The sequence below is a fragment of the Myxococcales bacterium genome (assembly GCA_016706225.1).
Taxonomy (GTDB): domain Bacteria; phylum Myxococcota_A; class Polyangia; order Polyangiales; family Polyangiaceae; genus JADJKB01.
Genome location: JADJKB010000022.1, coordinates 777,835 through 797,457 on the forward strand (window position 1 = coordinate 777,835; position 19,623 = coordinate 797,457).

At 67.5% G+C, this 19,623-nt stretch carries 21 protein-coding genes; 10 read left to right on the top strand and 11 right to left on the bottom strand.

What is annotated here, in order from left to right:
* Window positions 1-171: 171 nt before the first annotated feature.
* The 5 genes from IPI67_34460 to IPI67_34480 form a co-directional block, all read right to left on the bottom strand.
* A complete protein-coding gene (locus IPI67_34460; protein ID MBK7585279.1) occupies window positions 172-498 on the bottom strand; it encodes a four helix bundle protein in 327 nt (108 codons plus the stop codon).
* Window positions 499-1,126: 628 nt separating this feature from the next.
* Window positions 1,127-1,675 (bottom strand): hypothetical protein, encoded by a 549-nt coding sequence (locus IPI67_34465; protein MBK7585280.1) that lies wholly within the window; start codon window positions 1,673-1,675, stop codon window positions 1,127-1,129.
* Entirely contained in the window at window positions 1,672-2,841 is a 1,170-nt protein-coding gene (locus IPI67_34470; protein MBK7585281.1) for a hypothetical protein, read from the bottom strand. The genes IPI67_34465 and IPI67_34470 overlap by 4 nt, the downstream gene beginning before the upstream one ends.
* 314 nt (window positions 2,842-3,155) lie before the next feature.
* The gene (locus IPI67_34475) at window positions 3,156-3,482 is read right to left on the bottom strand and encodes a four helix bundle protein (protein MBK7585282.1); all 327 of its coding nucleotides are present in this window, start codon (window positions 3,480-3,482) and stop codon (window positions 3,156-3,158) included.
* Between the two features lie 467 nt (window positions 3,483-3,949).
* Window positions 3,950-4,360 carry a hypothetical protein gene (locus tag IPI67_34480; protein MBK7585283.1) on the bottom strand — a complete coding sequence of 137 codons (411 nt, stop codon included), beginning with the start codon at window positions 4,358-4,360 and terminating at the stop codon, window positions 3,950-3,952.
* Here IPI67_34480 and IPI67_34485 point away from each other — a divergent pair.
* A complete protein-coding gene (locus tag IPI67_34485; GenBank protein MBK7585284.1) occupies window positions 4,335-5,273 on the top strand; it encodes a hypothetical protein in 939 nt (312 codons plus the stop codon). The two genes, IPI67_34480 and IPI67_34485, sit on opposite strands and share 26 nt — an antisense overlap.
* Window positions 5,273-5,593, top strand: coding sequence for a hypothetical protein (locus tag IPI67_34490; GenBank protein ID MBK7585285.1), 321 nt, complete (start codon window positions 5,273-5,275; stop codon window positions 5,591-5,593). Before IPI67_34485 ends, IPI67_34490 begins: the two co-directional genes overlap by 1 nt.
* A 973-nt stretch (window positions 5,594-6,566) precedes the next feature.
* On the opposite strand, the gene IPI67_34495 is transcribed toward IPI67_34490, so the two are convergent.
* Together IPI67_34495 and IPI67_34500 are read right to left on the bottom strand one after the other, a co-directional pair.
* The gene (locus tag IPI67_34495) at window positions 6,567-6,902 is read right to left on the bottom strand and encodes a hypothetical protein (GenBank protein ID MBK7585286.1); all 336 of its coding nucleotides are present in this window, start codon (window positions 6,900-6,902) and stop codon (window positions 6,567-6,569) included.
* A gap of 46 nt (window positions 6,903-6,948) precedes the next feature.
* Complete coding sequence (locus IPI67_34500; GenBank protein MBK7585287.1) at window positions 6,949-7,224, bottom strand: four helix bundle protein; 276 nt, start codon at window positions 7,222-7,224, stop codon at window positions 6,949-6,951.
* 634 nt (window positions 7,225-7,858) lie between these two features.
* Between IPI67_34500 and IPI67_34505 the strand changes: the two genes are divergently transcribed.
* Genes IPI67_34505 through IPI67_34520 form a run of 4 tightly spaced genes read left to right on the top strand, consistent with a single transcriptional unit; the run spans window position 7,859 to window position 12,626 of the window.
* Window positions 7,859-9,199 carry a sigma 54-dependent Fis family transcriptional regulator gene (locus IPI67_34505; GenBank protein MBK7585288.1) on the top strand — a complete coding sequence of 447 codons (1,341 nt, stop codon included), beginning with the start codon at window positions 7,859-7,861 and terminating at the stop codon, window positions 9,197-9,199.
* A gap of 48 nt (window positions 9,200-9,247) precedes the next feature.
* Entirely contained in the window at window positions 9,248-10,915 is a 1,668-nt protein-coding gene (locus tag IPI67_34510; protein MBK7585289.1) for a protein kinase, read from the top strand.
* 14 nt (window positions 10,916-10,929) lie between these two features.
* Complete coding sequence (locus IPI67_34515) at window positions 10,930-11,688, top strand: hypothetical protein (GenBank protein MBK7585290.1); 759 nt, start codon at window positions 10,930-10,932, stop codon at window positions 11,686-11,688.
* 14 nt (window positions 11,689-11,702) lie between these two features.
* Window positions 11,703-12,626 carry an AEC family transporter gene (locus IPI67_34520; protein MBK7585291.1) on the top strand — a complete coding sequence of 308 codons (924 nt, stop codon included), beginning with the start codon at window positions 11,703-11,705 and terminating at the stop codon, window positions 12,624-12,626.
* A gap of 6 nt (window positions 12,627-12,632) precedes the next feature.
* Here IPI67_34520 and IPI67_34525 read toward each other — a convergent pair whose 3' ends face one another.
* The 4 genes from IPI67_34525 to IPI67_34540 form a co-directional block, all read right to left on the bottom strand.
* Window positions 12,633-13,565: a 3-phosphoglycerate dehydrogenase gene (locus tag IPI67_34525; GenBank protein ID MBK7585292.1), complete on the bottom strand. Its 933-nt coding sequence runs from the start codon at window positions 13,563-13,565 to the stop codon at window positions 12,633-12,635.
* Window positions 13,566-13,667: 102 nt separating this feature from the next.
* Entirely contained in the window at window positions 13,668-14,231 is a 564-nt protein-coding gene (locus IPI67_34530) for a TIGR02265 family protein (GenBank protein MBK7585293.1), read from the bottom strand.
* Window positions 14,232-14,292: 61 nt separating this feature from the next.
* A complete protein-coding gene (locus IPI67_34535) occupies window positions 14,293-14,838 on the bottom strand; it encodes a YaeQ family protein (GenBank protein MBK7585294.1) in 546 nt (181 codons plus the stop codon).
* A 10-nt stretch (window positions 14,839-14,848) separates the two neighbouring features.
* On the bottom strand, window positions 14,849-15,571 hold the full coding sequence (locus tag IPI67_34540; GenBank protein MBK7585295.1) for a hypothetical protein: 723 nt from the start codon (window positions 15,569-15,571) through the stop codon (window positions 14,849-14,851).
* 198 nt (window positions 15,572-15,769) lie between these two features.
* On the opposite strand from IPI67_34540, the gene IPI67_34545 reads away from it, so the two are divergent.
* The 4 genes from IPI67_34545 (at window position 15,770) to IPI67_34560 (ending at window position 19,614) form a co-directional block, all read left to right on the top strand.
* Window positions 15,770-16,129, top strand: coding sequence for a DUF2804 family protein (locus tag IPI67_34545; protein ID MBK7585296.1), 360 nt, complete (start codon window positions 15,770-15,772; stop codon window positions 16,127-16,129).
* A gap of 73 nt (window positions 16,130-16,202) precedes the next feature.
* Complete coding sequence (locus tag IPI67_34550; protein MBK7585297.1) at window positions 16,203-17,030, top strand: hypothetical protein; 828 nt, start codon at window positions 16,203-16,205, stop codon at window positions 17,028-17,030.
* Window positions 17,031-17,212: 182 nt separating this feature from the next.
* A complete protein-coding gene (locus IPI67_34555; GenBank protein MBK7585298.1) occupies window positions 17,213-18,061 on the top strand; it encodes an MBL fold metallo-hydrolase in 849 nt (282 codons plus the stop codon).
* A 71-nt stretch (window positions 18,062-18,132) separates the two neighbouring features.
* On the top strand, window positions 18,133-19,614 hold the full coding sequence (locus IPI67_34560; GenBank protein MBK7585299.1) for a sigma-54-dependent Fis family transcriptional regulator: 1,482 nt from the start codon (window positions 18,133-18,135) through the stop codon (window positions 19,612-19,614).
* The last annotated feature ends 9 nt before the right edge of the window (window positions 19,615-19,623 follow it).

Here is a 19,623-nt window from a genome sequence, read left to right on the forward strand (position 1 = left end):
CGGCTCTCAGCATAGCGCAGTCACAACCCCTCGGGGGCGCCGCCGGGCGCAGGGTACCGTCATTCGACGTTGGCGCGGCCTGTTCTCGAGCTCAGCGCAGATCTCGAGACCCCGCGGGCCTGTCGAGCGCGTAGGTAGGGTGAACGCCATCCAGCGCAGCGCACCCAGCCCTCACCCCGCCCGCTCCACCAACCGCACGAGCGACCCAATGATGCGATTGAACGTCCCGCGCATCTCGTCGTCGAGCGGCGCGACGTAGCCGAACGCATCGGCGAGCTCTAGGCACGCGAGCATCTCCCGCGCTGACCCGAGTGCGACGTGATACTTCGCCGCGCGATTGCGCCCCCTCGAGTACATGCCCTCGGCCAAGTTCAAACCAACGCTGGCGGAGCAGCGCCGAAGCTGCCGCCCGAGATCCCGGTCCTTGCGATCGATGACGGCCATGACGCCCCGCAGCTGACGAACGACCCCCAGCACCTCCGAATGGATCCGCAACATCTTCATCTCTCTTTCTGCTCCAAGGAGCGATCGCGATCCCCCGCCGCGCGCAGACCGGGTCCAGGCTCGCGCGAGCGAAGCGAGCGCGACCGCGGCGAGAGCCGCGGCCCCGGCCTGGACGCGGTCGAGCACGGCGGTAAAATCAAAAACCGCACGAGCAGTCCCCCACCCCTCTTCCCTCTTCCCTCCTCCCTCTTGCCCCCCGCCCAACCCCCACCCCACATCGCGTTCCCCCTGCCCTCTGCCCCCCGCGCCCGGTCCTGCGATCGATGCGGCCTGCGCCCGCAGCTGACGAGACCTCCAGCACCTCCGAATGGATCCGCAACATCTTCCTCTCTTTCTGCTCCGGGGTCGGTCCCGGGCGAGACGGGTCAGGCTCGCGCGAAGAGCGGGGAGCGGGGGCCGGGGTCGGCACGGCGGAAATCAAAAACCGCACGAGCAGTCCCCACCCCTCTTCCCTCTTCCCTCCTCCCTCTTGCCCCCCGCCCAACCCCCACCCCACATCGCGTTCCCCCTGCCCTCTGCCCCCTGCACCCGCGCACTCTCGCCGCGGAGCTACCAGCCAGCGCGAAGCACCACAGACGCGTGCAGTCGGCCGCGAGCCTGCCTCCCCCTTGCCGCAAAACCTTCAGGAGTACGGGTACCCACGTGCTTGCCGAAGGCGAAGCGTTGCATCGAAGCCGTTCCAGTCTCGAGGTCTGCAGATCTCTCTGGAACGGTCATCCCATGGCGCGAGTGCGACCGATGCGTCGTCAAGGCTCAAAGCCTGCAGCTGAATCAACTCAACGACCACGCCGAAGACATCGGTGACACGCAGGCCCTCCGCTTGGGCAGTTGCAGTCGCCTGAGCGTCGCGAGTAACGAAGACGGGGCGTTGGGCTCTCTCCAGGGCTCGAATGAGCACGATCGCCTCAGCTTCGCCTTTGTGGGTCTCGCGTCTCAGGCGCTTGTATTCTGAGTCATTGGCTTTGGCTGAACGAACGATGAGAGCCCCCTCCCGTTCGTACTTGGAGACCTCGACCTGCACGCTGTTCAGTTCATGATGCGCAGCATGCCCGGCCATGACTATCGGTCGAATTGCCGGGTGCGCCATCAGGACGGATAAGAGGGTCGTCTTTCCGAAGGCGAGCTTCCGCAAGCAGTGAAAGGCGTCGGAGTCGACCCAGTACTCACTCACGCAGCCTCGGGCACGTCCATCCCGAACGCATCAAGCACGAGCTCTACCTCTGCATCGGGGGCGACGTCCAGGAACTCAGCGAAGGTGTCACGTTGCAGCAGCCGACGTGAGTAGGCCTCCGCGGCCAGCCTCGCCACGAGAGTCCGGCGTTCAGAGGGCACGTCTGGGAGAGGAAAGCCCTCGAGCCCCTGGGGCTTCTCGCCGTCTTCCCACCAAGAATCTGCGCCCTGCTCGACAACCTCATTGGGTGGACTTGGTGGCAAGGCAAGGTTGCGCAGGTTGCGCAGGTACAGTCTCGCCGCACTGTAATGCAGACCCCACTTCGCGATTAGGACTTTTGCATTTCCGATGTCGTCACCCCAAGGAAGTTCGTTGACCTTGGCTTCGGGGCAGAGCAGCCGGATGCCGAAAGCGTTAGCGCGCTGCTCGCGCTCCAGCGTGAGATCTTCTAGATACCCAGAAAGCGTCGCGAGCGGTTCGACATGATCCCAATCACAGAGCAAGTGATACAGTTCGTGTGCCAGGCTGAACCGGCGAACCGCCGGGTTGCGATTCTTTCCTTCCAGGTTCAGCACGATTGCCGGCCCAAACGTCGGCCCGGCGAACGTGAGTCCCGCCGGCCCTGAATTACCAAGACGTGCGTAAAGAACAGCGATCCCGGGCAACTTACTGGCAACGAGGTCGCGCATCGAACGGATGACATCCTGGTCCAAGCCCCAGTCCGTGCGTACGTGGCGTGCCGCCTCAGCTCCTTCCTGGTATGGAACGGCATCGGCTTCGTGCGGGACTTGGACGCGCGGCACATGAAGTTGATGCTGAACCGACAGAAGCCTACGCAGCTTGACGACGTCACGCGCTGCACGCGCGGCAGCGACCACGCGCGCACGGGCCTGGTCTCCGATCTGGTGAAATTCGTCGACGCTGGCAAGCGTAGCGACCACGTCACCCGGGGAAATGTGAATTGGAGCAGAAGACAACACATCTGCGTCTATTCCGTAGAGCCGCGACAGCGCCTCCGCTTCCCAGACCAGCAGCTCCTGACTGCCGTCCTCGAGAGCCTGAAGGCGCGCCTGGCTAATCCCCGTCATCCGAGACACGCTCAGGGGAGAAAAGCCGACAACGTTCGAACGAACGTCGCGGAGACTGAGGACTGACTGGATACCCATTTCGGCTAGCAAACGTTCGAAGAGGGGACGATTGGCAGGCTAGTGGTTTCCACGGTGAGCACAAATTAAAGCCCCAAAATCCCGCAAGAACCCGACGCGAGCACAGGAAGATACATGTATTTTCTTGGCTTCGACCGGCCTCGCTCCGTTGACCTTTCCTGGCGGCGAGGCCCTCTCTTTTCTCTGCCGCTTCGAGTTCCAGGTCCGCCTCTTGGTTCGGTGGGAGAGCTGTGTGCCCCCTGCCCCTGCACACGCGCACTCTCGCCGGGCAGCAACCGAGTGCGGCGGGCACGCCATCCCCGCGCACCCAGCCCTCACCCCGCCCGCTCCACCAACCGCACGAGCGACCCAATGATGCGATTGAACGTCCCGCGCATCTCGTCGTCGAGCGGTGCGACGTAGCCAAACGCATCGGCGAGCTCGAGGCACGCGAGCATCTCCCGCGCTGACCCGAGTGCGACGTGATACTTCGCGGCGCGATTGCGCCCCCTCGAGTACATGCCCTCGGCCAAGTTCAAACCAACGCTGGCCGAGCAGCGCCGAAGCTGCCGCCCGAGGTCCCGGTCCTTGCGATCGATGACGGCCATGACGCCCCGCAGCTGACGAACGACCCCCAGCACCTCCGAATGGATCCGCAACATCTTCATCTCTCTTTCTGCTCCAAGGAGCGATCGCGATCCCCGCCGCGCGCAGACCGGGTCCAGGCTCGCGCGAGCGAAGCGAGCGCGACCGCGGCGAGAGCCGCGGCCCCGGCCTGGACGCGGTCGAGCACGGCGGTAAAATCAAAAACCGCACGAGCAGTCCCCCACCCCTCTTCCCTCTTCCCTCTTCCCTCCTCCCTCTTGCCCCCCGCCCAACCCCCACCCCACATCGCGTTCCCTCTGCCCCCTGCCCCCTGCACCCGCGCCCGGTCCTTGCGATCGATGACGGCCATGACGCCCCGCAGCTGACGAACGACCTCCAGCACCTCCGAATGGATCCGCAACATCTTCATCTCTCTTTCTGCTCCAAGGAGCGATCGCGATCCCCCGCCGCGCGCAGACCGGGTCCAGGCTCGCGCGAGCGAAGCGAGCGCGACCGCGGCGGTGGGTCGCGGCCCGCGGACAATTCAGATCAGTCCGGGAAGCACCCACGACGTGCACTTGCTGAAGCCTGGAGACTGGGTGCGAGGGAAGCTGTTGATCTTCGAGTGCGCCAGCAACCACCCCCCCTCCGCCGGACCGGCGCACTTGTCGACCCGGGCTTTGATCGTTCCACTGATCGTCCTTCTCGCCGAGCAGCTCAAGCCGATCGCCTCGAGCCGGATGCGGCTTGCGACAGGCCGCATCCACGAGGCAGGCACGCGGTCCCAATCACCACGACGCAGACGAGGGCGCGCGCCCCCGGCCGGGAAGCCGGGAAGCTCGGCAGCCGCGAGGCCCGCGAGGCACTCCGCGTTGACAGCGGTGGTGCGCTCCATCACCATGCGCTCCATCACCATGCGCTCCATCACCATGCGCTCCATCACCATGCGCTCCATGGTGATTGCTAGCGCGACCTTCCTCGCGGTCCCGTTGATGGCCTCGTGCTCCGGTTCAGATCCTGACGACGAGGCGACCGCAACGGCGTCCGGCGCGCTCGGACAGTGTCCTCACTCGAACCTCGCTTGGGCCACCGCACAGAACGGCGGTGCCATTGCCATGCGACCGATCAGCACTTGGGTCTGTTGGTTGACGCAGGCGGCGGGTCGTTTCGATGGCGAAAAGGGCTACGACGTTGGGATCAACGTGGAGATGCGCAATGATGGTTGGTGGTGGTTGACCACCCGCGCGACTCAGGAGTACGGCGAAGCTGCGTGCGCGCCCCGGTCGTGCTTCACCGGCGACGGAGCCAACGACGTCGTCTGGGTTTCGACGGAGAACATCAGCACGTGGGCTGGCGCGAGCGGCGGCAGCTGCGATCATGACCAGAGCAACGCCTGGTGGGGCGATGCGGCGACAATCGAACAGGCATGGCCCGGCATGCCCGGACCGGGCAGAACGGCTGGTGGTGGCGAGTCGGTCGATGTCGCCCAGTCCTCGAATCCGTTCGGTTCCTCGATCCTCAGCTCGAATGACTGCCAAGAGGTCGATTCCAACTACGGCATCCGCGCGCAAGCGAATTCGTTGTTCGTGGGCACGCCGTCGGGAGGAAAGGCGTGCCACTTCACGGGGGTGCCGTTCAGTGTCTCGGGCAACGTCACGCTCAACCTGGGCGTGTATACCGACGATGCAATCTGCTACTTCACCCACATCCACGGGAAGTTCGCAGGCGGCGGAGAGAAAGTGCGGATCTACCCAGTGGACGCAGGCGGCGGGCGATTCCTCTGGTACGCACGCTCATGGCAGGGCGGGTCCGGCAGCTCCATCAATGCGAAGGGCCGTTGCTATTTCTATAATCAGTGGGATTTGTGATGCGAAGCTCGAAATCCCTTTTCCTTCTAGCGTGCTCGGGCGTCGTGGGGTTGGTGGTGTGTACCAACCGCGACTTCACACCCATTCAAGCGGAGGCTCCCGCGACGATCCGCGACGGTCCGCCGCCGCGCCAACGCGCCGCCGGACCAAGCGGCAAAGCGGGGAACGGCTCAATTGACCTCGCCACACTTGCGGAAGCACCGCGACAGAAGCTCATCGGGCAGGCTGCAATGGTGGTGAGCCCGAAGGTCGACGGTCCGGACCCAACTGGCGTTGCACCCGGATTCAGCGCGGGCGGTGCTGGAACCGACGAGCAGTAGGTCACGGGTGGTGTTGCCTTGAGGTTGTTGGTGGTGGCTGCAACGGGTGTGGCGCTTTCTTGCGCCACGCCCGCCTGTGGGGGCTCCACACGGGGTGACGGCGGTGGCGAAGGTGGCGCGGGCTCTACGTCCGGTGCCGGTGGACAAGGCGGAAGCTCGGGTGGTGGCCCCTGCTCCCCCGGGAGTACCACCGCATGTCCCTGTCCCGGCTACGCGGGGGTGCAATTCTGCAAGTCGGAAGGTGTCTTCGCCGCGTGCATCTGCACCGGTGGGCCCGGGGCACCGCCGGACTGCACAGTCGGGCCAAACTGCGGCGGTTGCGCCGACGATCTATCCGATTGTGTCTGCGAAACCGGCGACCCAAATGCATGCATCGAAGGATGCGGCGCGCTGTGCAGCGGGGGCTACTTCGCAGACTCGCTCTCCTGCAATGCCTGCCCACACCGGGTCCCGCCTCTGCAGGTCTGCTTCCACGACGCGGAGAAGGCATGTGCCTTCGCCTGCAGCGCGCAGACGGGAGGAACATGCAAGTCGACGCCGGAATGCCCTAGCGCGGTGACTTGTAGCTAGGCTGCGAGGCGCAAGCTCGGGAACTTCTGGCTGTTTGCCTCGTTTGTACTCCACCGGGATCACCACCGTCCCGGACTCGTCGACGTCGACCACGTCGATCTTGGCGGTGAGACCCAGGCGCTCGGAGCTCAGCCAGACCGAACGCACCTCGTTGACCATGCGCGCGGGAACCAGCGCTGACACGTCGCCCGCTGCGGAGAGCCGGCGCGCGAGCGGTTTCGCCCTCGCGGGCGGAATCTGCGGTGCGGGCGTCTGCTCGAGATCTCGATCCTGTTGCGCGGTGTCGTCCTCGGGTTCCACTTCCGGCACGGTCAAAGCTGGTCGCGGTAGCGACGGCCCTTTCGGTCCGCCTCCCGCACAGAACCCGGCGAGCGGATTTCCCGCACCGGGCTCCCACCTTGGGTCAACGGGTCGCAAAGCGCACCTCGGGCCAGGGATGACGGATCTCGACTTCCGGAAGCGCGATCTTGCGCTCGAAGTGGCGACTCTTCTCGACCGACCAGCGCCGACCCTTCTCACTGCGCCGCTGAAGCTGGCGCATCCAGGCATTGCCGACGTGACGACGGAAGCGTTTGAGGACGCGCTCGTTCGTGGGCACTGCGAAGTACTCGAAGTGTCCGCGACGCACGGCCGAGAGCCAGCCGTGCGTGACGCGCGCGTCCTCGTGTCGTCGCCGACGGAGCTCCGAAGAGACTTCCATCAGCGCTCGTTGCCGCTTCTTCTTGGAGGTGAACCGCACCAAGCCTCAGAGAATCGAGCAAGCTGCGCGCCAGCGCACCCAGCCCTCACCCCGCCCGCTCCACCAACCGCACGAGCGACCCAATGATGCGATTGAACGTCCCGCGCATCTCGTCGTCGAGCGGTGCGACGTAGCCGAATGCATCGGCGAGCTCTAGGCACGCGAGCATCTCCCGCGCTGACCCGAGTGCGACGTGGTACTTCGCGGCGCGATTGCGCCCCCTCGAGTACATGCCCTCGGCCAAGTTCAAACCAACGCTGGCGGAGCAGCGCCGCAGCTGCCGCCCGCGCCCGGTCCTTGCGATCGATGACGGCCATGACACCCCGCAGCTGACGAACGACCCCCAGCACCTCCGAATGGATCCGCAACATTCTCATCTCTCTCTCTGCTCCAAGGAGCGACCGCGATCCCCCGCCGCGCGCAGACCGGGTCCAGGCTCGCGCGAGCGAAGCGAGCGCGACCGCGGCGAGAGGCCCCCCGCCCAACCCCCACCCCACATCGCGTTCCCTCTGCCCTCTGCCCCCTGCACCCGCGCCCGGTCCTTGCGATCGATGACGGCCATGACGCCCCGCAGCTGACGAACGACCTCCAGCACCTCCGAATGGATCCGCAACATTCTCATCTCTCTCTGCTCCAAGGAGCGACCACGATCCCCCGCCGCGCGCAGACCGTGTCCAGGCTCGCGCGACCGCGGCGAGAGCCCCCCCGCCCAACCCCCACCCCACATCGCCTTCCCCCTGCCCCTTGCCCCCTGCACCCGCGCACTCTCATCGCCGCGCATGCGCGGCCGCGCGCCGCCCCTCGCCGAACAACGCGGCCACCTCGCAGCCCCCTCCGCCGCCCAGCGCGCCCGGTTCATTGGTGCGCCCAATTCCTGCGCCCAGACGCGTGAACCCGGCCCCTGATTTCAGGCTGAGCTAGGCACTCTTTTCGCGCTGTGAGATATATCCCGCTCGATGAGCGAAGGCCCCACTCGCGCCCGGCCACTGCCGACGGTCGTTCGATACGCAAAGGTGCGGGCGACCGTGACGCGGGGCCCAAACAAGGGCCTCTACTTCGAGAGCGCCGGCACGCAGATCCGCATCGGCACCGCCGCCGAAAACGATCTGGTGCTGACCGACGACACCGTCTCGCGCCGCCACGCGGAGATGCAGCCGACACCACTCGGAATGCGCGTGCGCGACGTCGAGAGCACGAACGGCATCGTGCTGGGTGGCGTGCGCCTGAAAGACGGGTTCGTGACGGGCGACTTTCAGATCGCCCTCGGCGAGACCTGGATCGCCGTGCAGTGGCTGGGCGAGACCGTCGACCGTGAACAAGTCCAGACGGACCGCTTCGGCGACGTGCTCGGCCGCGCGCCCAGCATGCGCGAGCTGTTCGCGGATCTCGAGCGCATCGCACCGAGCGAGGTCTCGCTGCTGATCGAGGGTGAGACCGGCACGGGCAAAGATCTGATCGCGGAGAGCGTGCACGCGGAGAGCGCGCGCTCGAGCGGGCCGTTCGTGGTGTTCGACTGCGGCGCCGTCGCCCCGACCATGGTGGAGAGCGAGCTGTTCGGACACGAACGCGGGGCGTTCACCGGCGCCCATGCGACGCACCTGGGTGTGTTCGAACAAGCCAACGGTGGCACGCTGTTCATCGACGAGATCGGGGAGCTGCCGCTGGAGCTCCAGCCGAAGTTGCTGCGGGCGCTGGAGAAGCGCGAGATCCGGCGCGTCGGCGGCCGCTCGACCATCGGCGTGGACGTGCGCATCATCGCCGCCACGAACCGCAACCTGCGCTCCGAGATCCAGCAGAACCGCTTCCGTCAGGATCTGTACTTCCGCCTGGCAACCACCCACGCAGCGGTGCCCCCGCTGCGCGACCGCATGGAAGATCTCGAGCTCCTGGTCGAGTGGTTCCTGAGCCTGGAGAGCCCCCCGCGTCGGCTCGCGGACGTGCCGGCTCACGTATGGGAGATGTTCAAGGCGCATCGCTGGCCCGGCAACGTGCGCGAGCTGCGCAACGCCGTGCAGCGGCTGACCGTGACGCCGGACCGCCCGCTTCACCATGATCAGATGCAGAGCGCACCGGGGCCGGCGGGCGGAGTGCCGGCGCGAAGCTGGTTCGTCGACGGCTCGGTCGTTCCGCTGCGTGTGGCTCGGCGTGAGGCGGGGGACGACTTCGAGCTCGCGTACCTGGAATTCGTGCTGCAGCGCTCGGGCGGCAACGTGACCCGGGCCGCCGCGCTGTCCGAGGTTTCGCGACAGATGATGCAGAAGCTCATGCGCAAACACGGCATGGGCGAAGGGCGCTGATTCCGCTCGACGGCACGTCCCGGAGAAATCTGGGATAATAACTCGGTCATGTCCGAGACGGGCCCCGTGATGGATCTCACCGTCCTCGGTGAGATCGCCAGCGGTGGCATGGGGGCCGTCGAGCTGGCGCGCCTCGCCGATCGGGACGGCGAGCGCTTCGTCGCGGTCAAGCGCATGCACCCGGAGTACTCGCGCGACACCGAGTTCGTCCGGATGTTTCGCGACGAGATCTGGCTGACCGGCGCACTCAGCCACCCGAACGTCGTGGGCCTGGTGGGTTTTGGCGAGGACAACGACGGCCCGTACCTGGTGATGGAATACGTGGACGGTGTGGCGCTCGCTCGCATCGCGCTGACCGGTCGCCGCGCCGATGAGCCAATCCCCGTCGAGCTCGTTGCGTACGCCGCCGCGCGAGCCGCCGAGGGCCTGCACGCCGCGCACATCCTCGCGGGCGAAGACGGCCGCCCCCTCGACATCGTCCACCGCGACGTCACACCCAGCAACATCCTGGTCGGCTTCGACGGCAGCGTGAAGCTCACCGATTTCGGCATCGCCAAGGCGACCGGAAAGAGCTCCCACACCCGCACCGGGATCATCAAGGGCAAGATCGGCTACATGTCGCCGGAGTACGCGGCGCGCAAACCCGTGGACGGACGCGCCGATCTCTACTCGCTCGGCATCGTCATGTTCGAGCTGATCACGGGGAAATTGCCGTTTGCGGCCAAGGGGGATCTGGAGCTGTTGAAGCTGGTGGCTTACGCCAACACTCCGCCGCTCGCGTCGCTGAAAGAGGACGTGGATCCGGAGCTCGCGGCGATCGTGGATCACTTGCTGGTGAAGGACCCTGGGGCGCGCCTCCCGGACGGGGCCGCGGTCGCCGCCGCGCTCGACGCTTGGCTCGCGGCTCGGGGCAAGGACACGAGCACGCTTCGGCAGGAGCTGTCGGACTACGCGACTCGGCACGCGGGCACGACCCGCAAGAAGCTGGCCTCGATGCTGGAGGACGACGCGAGCACCGTGCCGGGGGATGCCGATGCACCAAAGCGCCCGCGCTTCGAGACGCGGACGTTCACCCTGTTCAAGCGCCCGAAGTTGCGCGCGCCCCGCGAGTCGAGACCCGAGCCCGACGATCGACCGCGCACACGCCGTGTCGCCGTATCGGGTTATCCGCCGCCTCCTTCGGACGCACCGGGGATCCCGGCGCTGGCCAGCGGTCGTGGGGTTCATGCCGCTCGGGCGCACTCGAGCGACGACGCGAGTGTCGATGCCGGCGCACGGGTCTCGCACGCACCGCCACCGGTCACCTCGACGAGTCGCCACTCCTCCGCGGTCGTCGGCGGTGTGATCGTGGGCAGCGTGGCCGCCCTCGTGCTCGTCATCGCATCCGTGCTGGCAACGTCGAGGGAGCCCCAGTCTCGGGACGAACCCGAGCCGTCCCAGGCCATCGGCGCCACGGAGCCGGCGCTCCCGGTCAGCGCGACCGAAGAGCCGACTCAGGTTTCCGCGCTCGCCCCCGAAGCGCCGACCTCGGCCGCTTCGGCGGACTTTTCAGCCCCGGGGGCTACCGCCTCCGCAGCGCCGAAGCCCGCGAAGTCCAAGCCGTCGCCGCAAGCTGGTAAGCCCAAGCCGTCCCCCGGTAAAGTGACGGGGACCAACAAAGGGACCAAACCCTGTACACCCGACAGCTTCGACTACCCGGGGTGTCTCAAGCGCTGAGACGGGCGCTCCACGTGACCGAGTCCTTCGCGCTCGTCGCCTTGTTGTCGGCGACGGTTCGGGCCGAGGTTCCCGCTTGTCCGAGCCACACCGGCAACCCGGACGAGATGGAAGAAAAAGGCAGGGCTCTGTTCGAGGAGGCGCTGCGACGTGAGCCGGCGGATCCGCGCGCTGCGCTGGAGATCTTGTCGTGTGTGCAGCGCATCGCCGACAAACCGGCGGTGTCATTGCGCGTCGGTCTGATCTCCGAGCGGCTGGGTAACAAACGAGCTGCCGCGGAGTCCTTCGAGCGATATCTCGCACTCGCGGGGGACACGGCGCCGGATCGCGAAGCAATGCTCGCGCACATCGCAACGCTGCGCGCCGAGGTTTCGGCGGCGCGGCCAACGCCCCGCGAAGCTCCCCCCGAAGAACCGCCGCCGGCGAGGCCGCCCAAGCGGGACACACAGAGCTCTCCGACCGCGGGTTACGTGACCCTCGCGGCCGGCGGTGTGTTGATGATCGTCGGCGGGGTGCTGCTCGTGTCGGCGAAGAATCGCAACGACACGGTGCACGATCTGAAGGCCGGCGAGACTCACTGGAACAGCGCCGAAGCCAAGGGTGAAATCGACAGCGCAAAGCGCGAGCAGACCCTCGGTTTCATCGGCCTCGCCGCCGGAGCGTTGGCCAGCGGCATCGGCGTCTACCTGGTGCTCGACAAACAAAGCGGCGTGAGCGCCTCGGCCCGGGTCGGTCCGCGCTCGACCGCCGCGACGCTCAACGTCCGCTTCTGAGGCATCGAAACGGCGTGGCCAACCTGCTCCTGGTCCTCGTGTGCCTGGTGGCAGGCGCGCTCGCGAGAATGAGCGGGCGCCTTCCGGCCAGCACACCCGAGGTGCTGACGCGCGTGGTGATCGATCTCGCACTGCCGGCGCTCACGCTGGTCACGCTGCAGAAGCTCTCCCTCGGCCCAGGCGGTCTGACGGAGCTGGGCGCCGCGCTCGCGACACCCGTGTTGATCTTCGCGGTCGCGTGGCTGTTGCTCGGCTTGGCCGGGCGTGTACTCGGTTGGTCGCGCAAGGTGACCGCGTGTCTGCTGCTCACGGCGGGTCTCGCCAACACTTCGTTCGTCGGCTTTCCGCTGATCGAGGCGCTGTATGGACCGGCGGGACTGGCGCGGGCCATCCTGGTCGATCAGGGGCAGTTCCTGGTGCTCGCGACCGCTGGCATCGTGACCGCAGGTTGGGGAAGAGGAGAAGCGCGCCCGAGCGTCACAGCGCTGCTCCGCCGCCTGATCGCCTTTCCGCCGTTCGTGGCCTTCGTGCTCGCCGTTGCCCTGCGCGGCACGACCTTCCCACCGTTCCTGACCGCCCTGCTCGAAAAACTCGCGCAGCTGGTGGTCCCGCTCGCGCTCCTGGCGGTCGGTTGGCAACTCCGTGTCGACATGCGCGGGCTTCGCAAACACGCGCGTCCGCTCGGGCTTGGGCTCGTGGTGCGTTTGTTCGTTGCACCGCTGATCGTGATGCTCGTCTTCAGGCGTGTTCTGGGCATGTCGGGGCTCGTCGCGGACGTTGCGATCACGGAGGCCGCGATGGCGCCGATGATCACCGGCGCCATCTTGGCCATGGAATCGGAGCTGGAACCCCGGCTCGCCACCCTGATGGTCGGCGTCGGGGTTCCGCTCTCGCTCGTGACGGTGCCCGCGTGGGCCTGGGTGCTCGGCCTGCCGTAGACCGGGCTACGGATTGACCACGAAGCGACGCTCGCCGTTCTCGAAGAACGCGACGATCTGCCGCGCGGCCGCCAGGCCCGCGTTCACGTTGGCCTCGCCGGTCTGCGCCCCGAGCTTGACGGGCGTGACGTAGTGACGCGCCGCGTACTTCTCTTTGAGCGTCGCCAGGGTCTCCGCCGCCGGCGCGATGTCACTCACGTAGCGGAAGTCGGGGCGCTCTTCGAAGACCGCCAGCAGCTCCGGCTCGTTGATCACTTCCTTGCGGGCGGTGTTGATCAGCGTTGCGCCCTTCGGCATGGCGAGCAATCGGGCCTTGCCGATTGAGCCCTTGGTCTCGGTCGTGGCAGGGATGTGCAGCGACACGTACTGGCAGCGCTCGTACAGCGCCTCCACCGATGCCGCCGGTTCGACCCCCAGCGCGGTCATTGCCTCGGGACCAACGAACGGATCGAACGCCGACACCGTCATCCCGAAACCCTTGGCGATACCCGCCACCGCACGTCCCACCGCGCCGAAGGCATGCAGCCCGAGGGTCTTGCCCTTGAGCTCGGTGCCCGTGGTGCCGTCGTACAGGTTGCGCGCGACCATCACCATCATGCCCGCCACCAGCTCGGCGACGGCGTTGGCGTTCTGGCCCGGCGTGTTCATGACGGCGACGCCGCGCTCCTTCGCGGTCTTGATGTCGACGTTGTCGTAGCCGGCACCTGCGCGCACCACGAGCGCGAGCTTGCTGGCCCCCGCCAGCACCTCTTTGTCCACGATGTCACTGCGGATGATCAGCGCGTCCGCGTTCTTCGCGGCTTCGACCAACGGCGCCTTCCCGGAGTATTTTTCCAGGGCGACCGCCTCGTATTTGGCCTGCTTCAAGATCGCGAGGATCTGGTCGCGTGCTGCGGCTGCGAACGGTTTCTCGGTGGCGAGAACGACATGTTTGGACACGAGGAGGCCTCCTTCGGTTGGCGCTTTGGTAGCGCGACCGACCCCGCCCCGCAACCGACGATCGTCAGCGATCACTGGCCTGCGCAGGGATTGCGCAGACGCTCAACCCCACTCGCAGATGTACTCGCAAAAGTCGTCGCCCCGGGCCCGGCATTTGCTGTGGGTGACGCGCGGTGAGCGCCCCCCGCACATCTCGATGGCCTTCTCGTGCCAGCCGATCACGGTGAGACAGTCGTAGGTCGAGTAGGTCTTGCTCTGCAGCGTGCGCAGGATGGCCTTCTTCGCGCCCTGTGCGTGGTACGTGCGCGACCCCGTGTCGTAGTACAGACGGTAGATTGCCGAAGCACTGCGCAAGAGCCCGTGCGGATCCTGGCCCTCGACAAATAGCTTCTGGGTGTCACCCAGGTTGAACTCCGCCGAGCGGGCGCCGAACTGTTTGAACAGCTCGTCACCGCCGCCCAGCTCGGCGGCGATCGCCGCGTCCATGCGCTCCCCGGCATCGAACGGATACCAGCCACCCGACTGGACGCTGCCCCCGAACAACTTCTGATCGGCCTCGGGCAAGGCGCCGATCACGCGCTTCACCGCCTCGTCGCCCTTCGTGCGTCGCACCAGGGCGAGGCGCGAGAGCACCACGCTGCCTCGGATTGAGCCGTTCGGGATCACGCGCCGGTGAGCGTAACCGAATCCCTCGACGCCGGCGCTGATTTTTCCTGCCGACTCGCCATCAGCTGGGTTCCACCAGGCTCTGGCGCTCGACGCTGCCGTCGAGGGTCGCCCCCGCGACCGTCACGTACAGGTGGCCGTCGGTGTGCGTCAGCTCGAAGCTCGAGTTGCGGTCGAGCTTCGCTTCGAGGGCGTCGACCAGCCGGGGATCGATGAAGAACACTTCGATGGCGGCAACCTTGTGGATGCCGGCCGCGTCCTTCCGGAGCAACGCCAGGTCCGAGGTCGTGTAGAGCAGGACCTTCGGCGCCGCTTTGCTCGCTTTGTGCAGCCGCTCCGCCGCCGGGGAGCCGATGTCGATCCACGCGAGCAAGAGCCCCGTCGGGTCGTACACGGAGATGGGCGGCTCATCCGTCGACGAGATCCCACCCTTGCTGAACTGAATGCCTTCTTCGTAAGAGAGGCAGTAGGCGAGCGTGCGGGTGATCAAGTACCGCATGTTTTCGGACGGGTGCCGCGCGAGCCGTAGATCGAGGGTCGTGTACACCCCCCGGTCGACGTCCGAGACGTTGACCTGCCAGCGGTAGATGGTTGCAGAGAGCGCCATCGTTCGCGGCTCAGCCGGCGCTCGGCCAGTCGGCGCCGATCCACGTCAATGCTTCCTGCAAGCGCTCGGCGCTCTTGGCGTCGAAGTAGTGACCGACCTTGCCCATGCTGAAGTAGCGCGCGTCGAAGCCGGCGCCGGCAAGCCGCTTCGCTGTCCGGCGGAGCTTTTGTGAGGTGCCGTCGAGCTCACCGGCCACCAGCGCCAGCCGCTCTACCCCCGCTTTTTTCAGGTGCGCGAGGCTCGGGTCGGTGCTCGCGTTGACGATCATCAGACGCCGCCAACGCCCGGGCTGCGAGAGGGCGAGACGCAGCGCCGCCGGCGCGCCGAGGGAGTATCCAACCAGCGTCCGCCTTCCAAGATCCATGGTCCCCGGCTCACGCCGCTCGAGCAGTTCGATGCTCTTCCCAACGCGCGCGCCCAACTTCTCGGTGGGGCCGACCCACATCGCCCCACCGCCCGCGCACGCCGTCGGGCCCGGCGGGCACAAGAGCCACGACGAGCCGGTGGCTCCTTCGAACACTGGGCACTCCCACTCGGGCAGTGCACACATGCCGTGCAAGAACACGGTCAACGGCCGCTGCGCAGCAGGTGGCACGGGCGGGTGGTACCAGGCCGGCTGCTTGCCGCCGACCTCCAAGCTCCGAAAGCCTGGTGTGGTGTCACCGCTCGACGCCCCGAAGGCCGTCGCCATGAGGACCGCGAAGGTCGAGAGCGAGAGCGAGCGGGCCGACATGCGCTCTGCTAGCTTCGCACGGGCACATCTCCGGCACCACCGATGATCCCGCTACTGGAAAAGTCAGCGCCACCTCAGCTTCGCCGGAGCGACGGCTGGGCAGGGGGGGGGGGGGGGGGGGGGGGGGGGGGGGGGGGAGGGGGAGGGGGAGGGGGACGGGGGAAGAAAAGGGGGGGGGGGGGGGAGGGGGCGCGGGGGTTGCGGGAGGGGCCACACGGGGGGGGGGGGGCGGGGCGGGGGGGCGCGCGCCCGGGGGGGGGGGGGGGGGGGCGGGGCGGCGGGGGGGGGGCGGGCGGGGGGGGGGCGGGGGGGGGGGGGGGGCGGGGGGGGGGGGGGGGGGGCGGGGGGGGGGGGGGGCGCAGGAGCTCAACCGCCGAGGTCGAGCTCGAGTTCCGCCCACTGGGTGCTCGGCGTCAACGCCTGGAGCTCGGGATCTTGCGCAGCAACTTCGTGCAGGCGTACGGCACCTTTCACGGAACCGTGACTCCCGCGGGTCTCGCTTCGGCAGAGGTCGACGGCGTGTTCGGCGTGGTCGAGAATCACGACGCGCTGTGGTGAAGCGCGCCGCGCGCCAGTTGCTGGCGCGTTCCCTCCTTGTCACCGACGCGCGGGGGCGCGAGCATCGAGGCAGATGTTCTTGGTAGCGCTCACGCGCTGGGGCTCCGCGGCCAGGCCCCCGAGCCCGCCAGAGCCGGCGTTGCTCGAGGCCGAGCTCGCGGCGCTCGGGCCCCTGCTCGGCAAGGCACCCTACGAGCTGCGACTCGCCCTCTCGGCCCCCTTGCCGGTGGTGTTGCTCGCGACCTCGGACGCGGACAGCGCCCGACGGCTCTTGGCCTCGCTGCGCAGCCGCGAGCATGGCGCCGTCGCCTGTGACGCGGCGAGCGTCGGGGCCTCGGCCGACATGCTGCAACCGAAGACGTTCGAGCTCGGTGGCGATGCGCTTTCCTTCGAGACGCCGGGCGTGGGCAAATCGACGCTCGTTTACAGCGACGTGCTGGCGCTGCTCGTTGCGACCCACGCCAGGGAAGAAGAGAGCACCACCGAGCGCAGCGAGAAGAAGATGGCCGTCGGTCGGGCGCTCCTGTCCGGTGGGCTGATTCGCTCGAAGACCACGACGGTCACCGAGCGCAGCGCGAGCCTGGAGACGGAGCGGGTGCTGTACGTGCTCTGCAAGAGCGGCACGGGGCACGCATTCTTGCGAGAGACCCGCCTTCACTACACCGGCCTCGGCGCCCGGATGGGCAAGAGCACCACGGAGAGCTTCACGACCCTGCTCGCGGTGCTCCGCGAGCGCATGCCGGGAGCGCGCTACGATGATCGACTGCTCAAACGGCGAGCGGCCAGCTCACTCAGCGTGTCGAAGAGCGGCTCGGCTCAAACGGTGAGCGCATCGAACGCCAGTGAGGTCGACACCGCTGCACATCTGTTGGCAGTGGCGTTCTTGCAGGGTCAGGCCTGATAGCGGCCCGAATCGGAGCGGCGTTCGCGCGTCGCGTGAGAGCACCAGCCTGAGCCCGACCGCTCCAGGCTGGCGCGCCAGGCGGGTGCACGCTCGCAACAGATGGGGTTTTCTCCCGGTATTTGCCCAATGCTGACGACGGCACAGGTCTCGCATTGGGGAGGCGCCAAGGAGAAAAGACCATGACGTTCGCAATTCGATTCTGGGGTGTACGAGGCAGCATCGCGGCGCCGGGACCGGAGACGGCGACAGTCGGCGGCAACACCAGCTCAGTGGAGGTCGTGTGTGGCACCTCCCGCTTCCTCTTCGACTCGGGCACCGGCATCCGCGCGCTGGGTGACGCCCTGATGAAAGAAGGGCCGGTCGAGGCGACGTTGCTCTTGTCGCATCACCACTGGGACCACATCCAGGGCCTGCCGTTCTTCACGCCAATCTACCTGCCGACCACCAAGCTCACGGTGGTGGGACCCCAGGCGGACCGCCTGAGCAACATCGACGTGCTCGAACACCAGATGTCGACGCCCGTGTTCCCGGTGCGGCTCGAGGAGCTGCCGTGTCAGCTCGACACGCGAGAGGTGATGGCGGGCGATCAGCTGGAGCTCGCGGGTGCACGCATTCGTGTTGCCAAGGGCAACCACCCGGGCGGCTCCCTCGCCTACCGCCTGGACTACGGTGGCCGCAGCGTCGTTTATGCGACGGACACCGAGCACTACTCGTGTGTGGATCCCGCGCTGCGTGCGCTGGCCGACGGCGCCGACGTGCTGATCTACGACTCGCAGTACACCCCGGCGGAGTATCGCGGCGAGGTCGGTCCTTCCAAGGTGGGTTGGGGACACTCGACCTACGAGGACGGCGCAAAGCTCGCGCACGCCGCCGGTGTCGGTCAGTACGTGCTCTTCCACCACGACCCGCGGCGCACGGACGCCGCCGTGCTCGAGCTCGAGAGCAAGGCTCGTGACCTGTTCCCGGGAGCCGTCGCCGCCCGGGAAGGCATGCAGATCGTGCTGCCGGCCCGCGCGGCCGCCGCATGAACCCGCCAACCTGCGCAGCGAGCGCGAGCGGGCGCCAGGCCTCGGTTATGCTGGCTCCCACTCCGCTCTCCATGTCCCGCCTCTCGCTGCTCATCGATCTGTCCTCGCTGCTCGGACGCGAGGTCGATCTCGACACCTTGCTCTCGACGGCTTGCGAGCGCATGGCGGAGTCGCTGCGGGCGGACCGCGCGAGCATCTGGCTCGTCGACGCCGAGCGCGGCGATCTGGTGACCCGGGTGGCCGTGTTGCCCGAGGTGCCCGAGCTGCGCCAGCCCATGGGCAAGGGTCTCGCCGGCCACGTCGCGCGCACGGGCGAGACCGTGCGGGTGGACGACGCCGCGAAGGACGAGCGCTTCGATCCCAGCGCCGATCGGGCGACCGGTTACCACACCCAGAGCATGTTGGTGGCCGCGATCCGCGAACACGGGCGAGCCCCGGTGCGAGGGGTGGTTCAGCTCTTGAATCGGCAGGACGGGCCATTCGACTCGGAGGACGAGCGTTACCTGGAGGCGCTCGGCCAGCAGCTCGCGCGGGCCCTGGCTCTGACCACGCTGCGCGCGCCCGACGAGTCGGGGCCGGGCTTGATGCTGCGCGGACCGTTCAATCGCATCGTCGGCCGCAGCCCCGCGATGCGTCGTGTGTACGAACGCGTGGGGCTGGCCGCACAGACGGACGCCACGGTGCTCGTGCGCGGAGAGACCGGCACCGGCAAGGGGCTCTTCGCGCGAGCGATTCACGTCAACTCACCGCGACAGGGCGGCCCGTTCGTCACCGTCGACTGCACGACGTTGCCGGCGCAGCTGGTCGAGAGTGAGCTCTTCGGCCACGAGCGCGGCGCTTTCACCGGAGCCGAGCGGCGCGTGCGAGGCAAGGTCGAGCTGGCCCACGAGGGCACGCTCTTCCTGGACGAAATTGGTGAGCTGCCGCCGGAAATTCAGGGAAAACTCCTGCGTTTTCTGCAGGAGCGGAGCTACGAACGGGTGGGCGGGCGCGAGACGTTGCGGGCCGACGTGCGGGTGGTGTGTGCCACTCATCGCGACCTGGAGAAGCTGGTAGCAGAGGGAAAGTTCCGCGAGGACCTCTACTTCCGCATGCGGGTGGTGGTGATCGACGTGCCGCCGCTGCGCGAGCGCGGCGCCGACGAGATCGAGATCCTGGCGCGACACTTCGCCGAGATGTACGCGACCCGTTATCGCCGCCCGATCCCCGTGCTGGAGCCCGATGCACTGGCGGTGCTGCGCAACCACCGCTGGGCGGGCAACGTGCGCGAGCTGGAGCACTGGGTCGAGAGCGCGGTCGTGCTCTCACCCGATGGCCGCATCGCGGACGAACACTGGCCACAGTCGCGGCGCGGCAACGAGCTCGCCGAAACCTCACCGAGCAGCGGCAAACCTGTCCCCGGCGTGCGCGTGCCGGAAGGGATGACGCTCGACGACGCGATGCGCATCTACATTCAGGCGACAGTCGACGCCTGCGGGGGCAACAAGACCGAGGCCGCCAAGCGCCTCGGTGTGGGCCGCAATACCATCGGTCGCGCGCTGAAGAAGAAGTGAGCGCGGGCA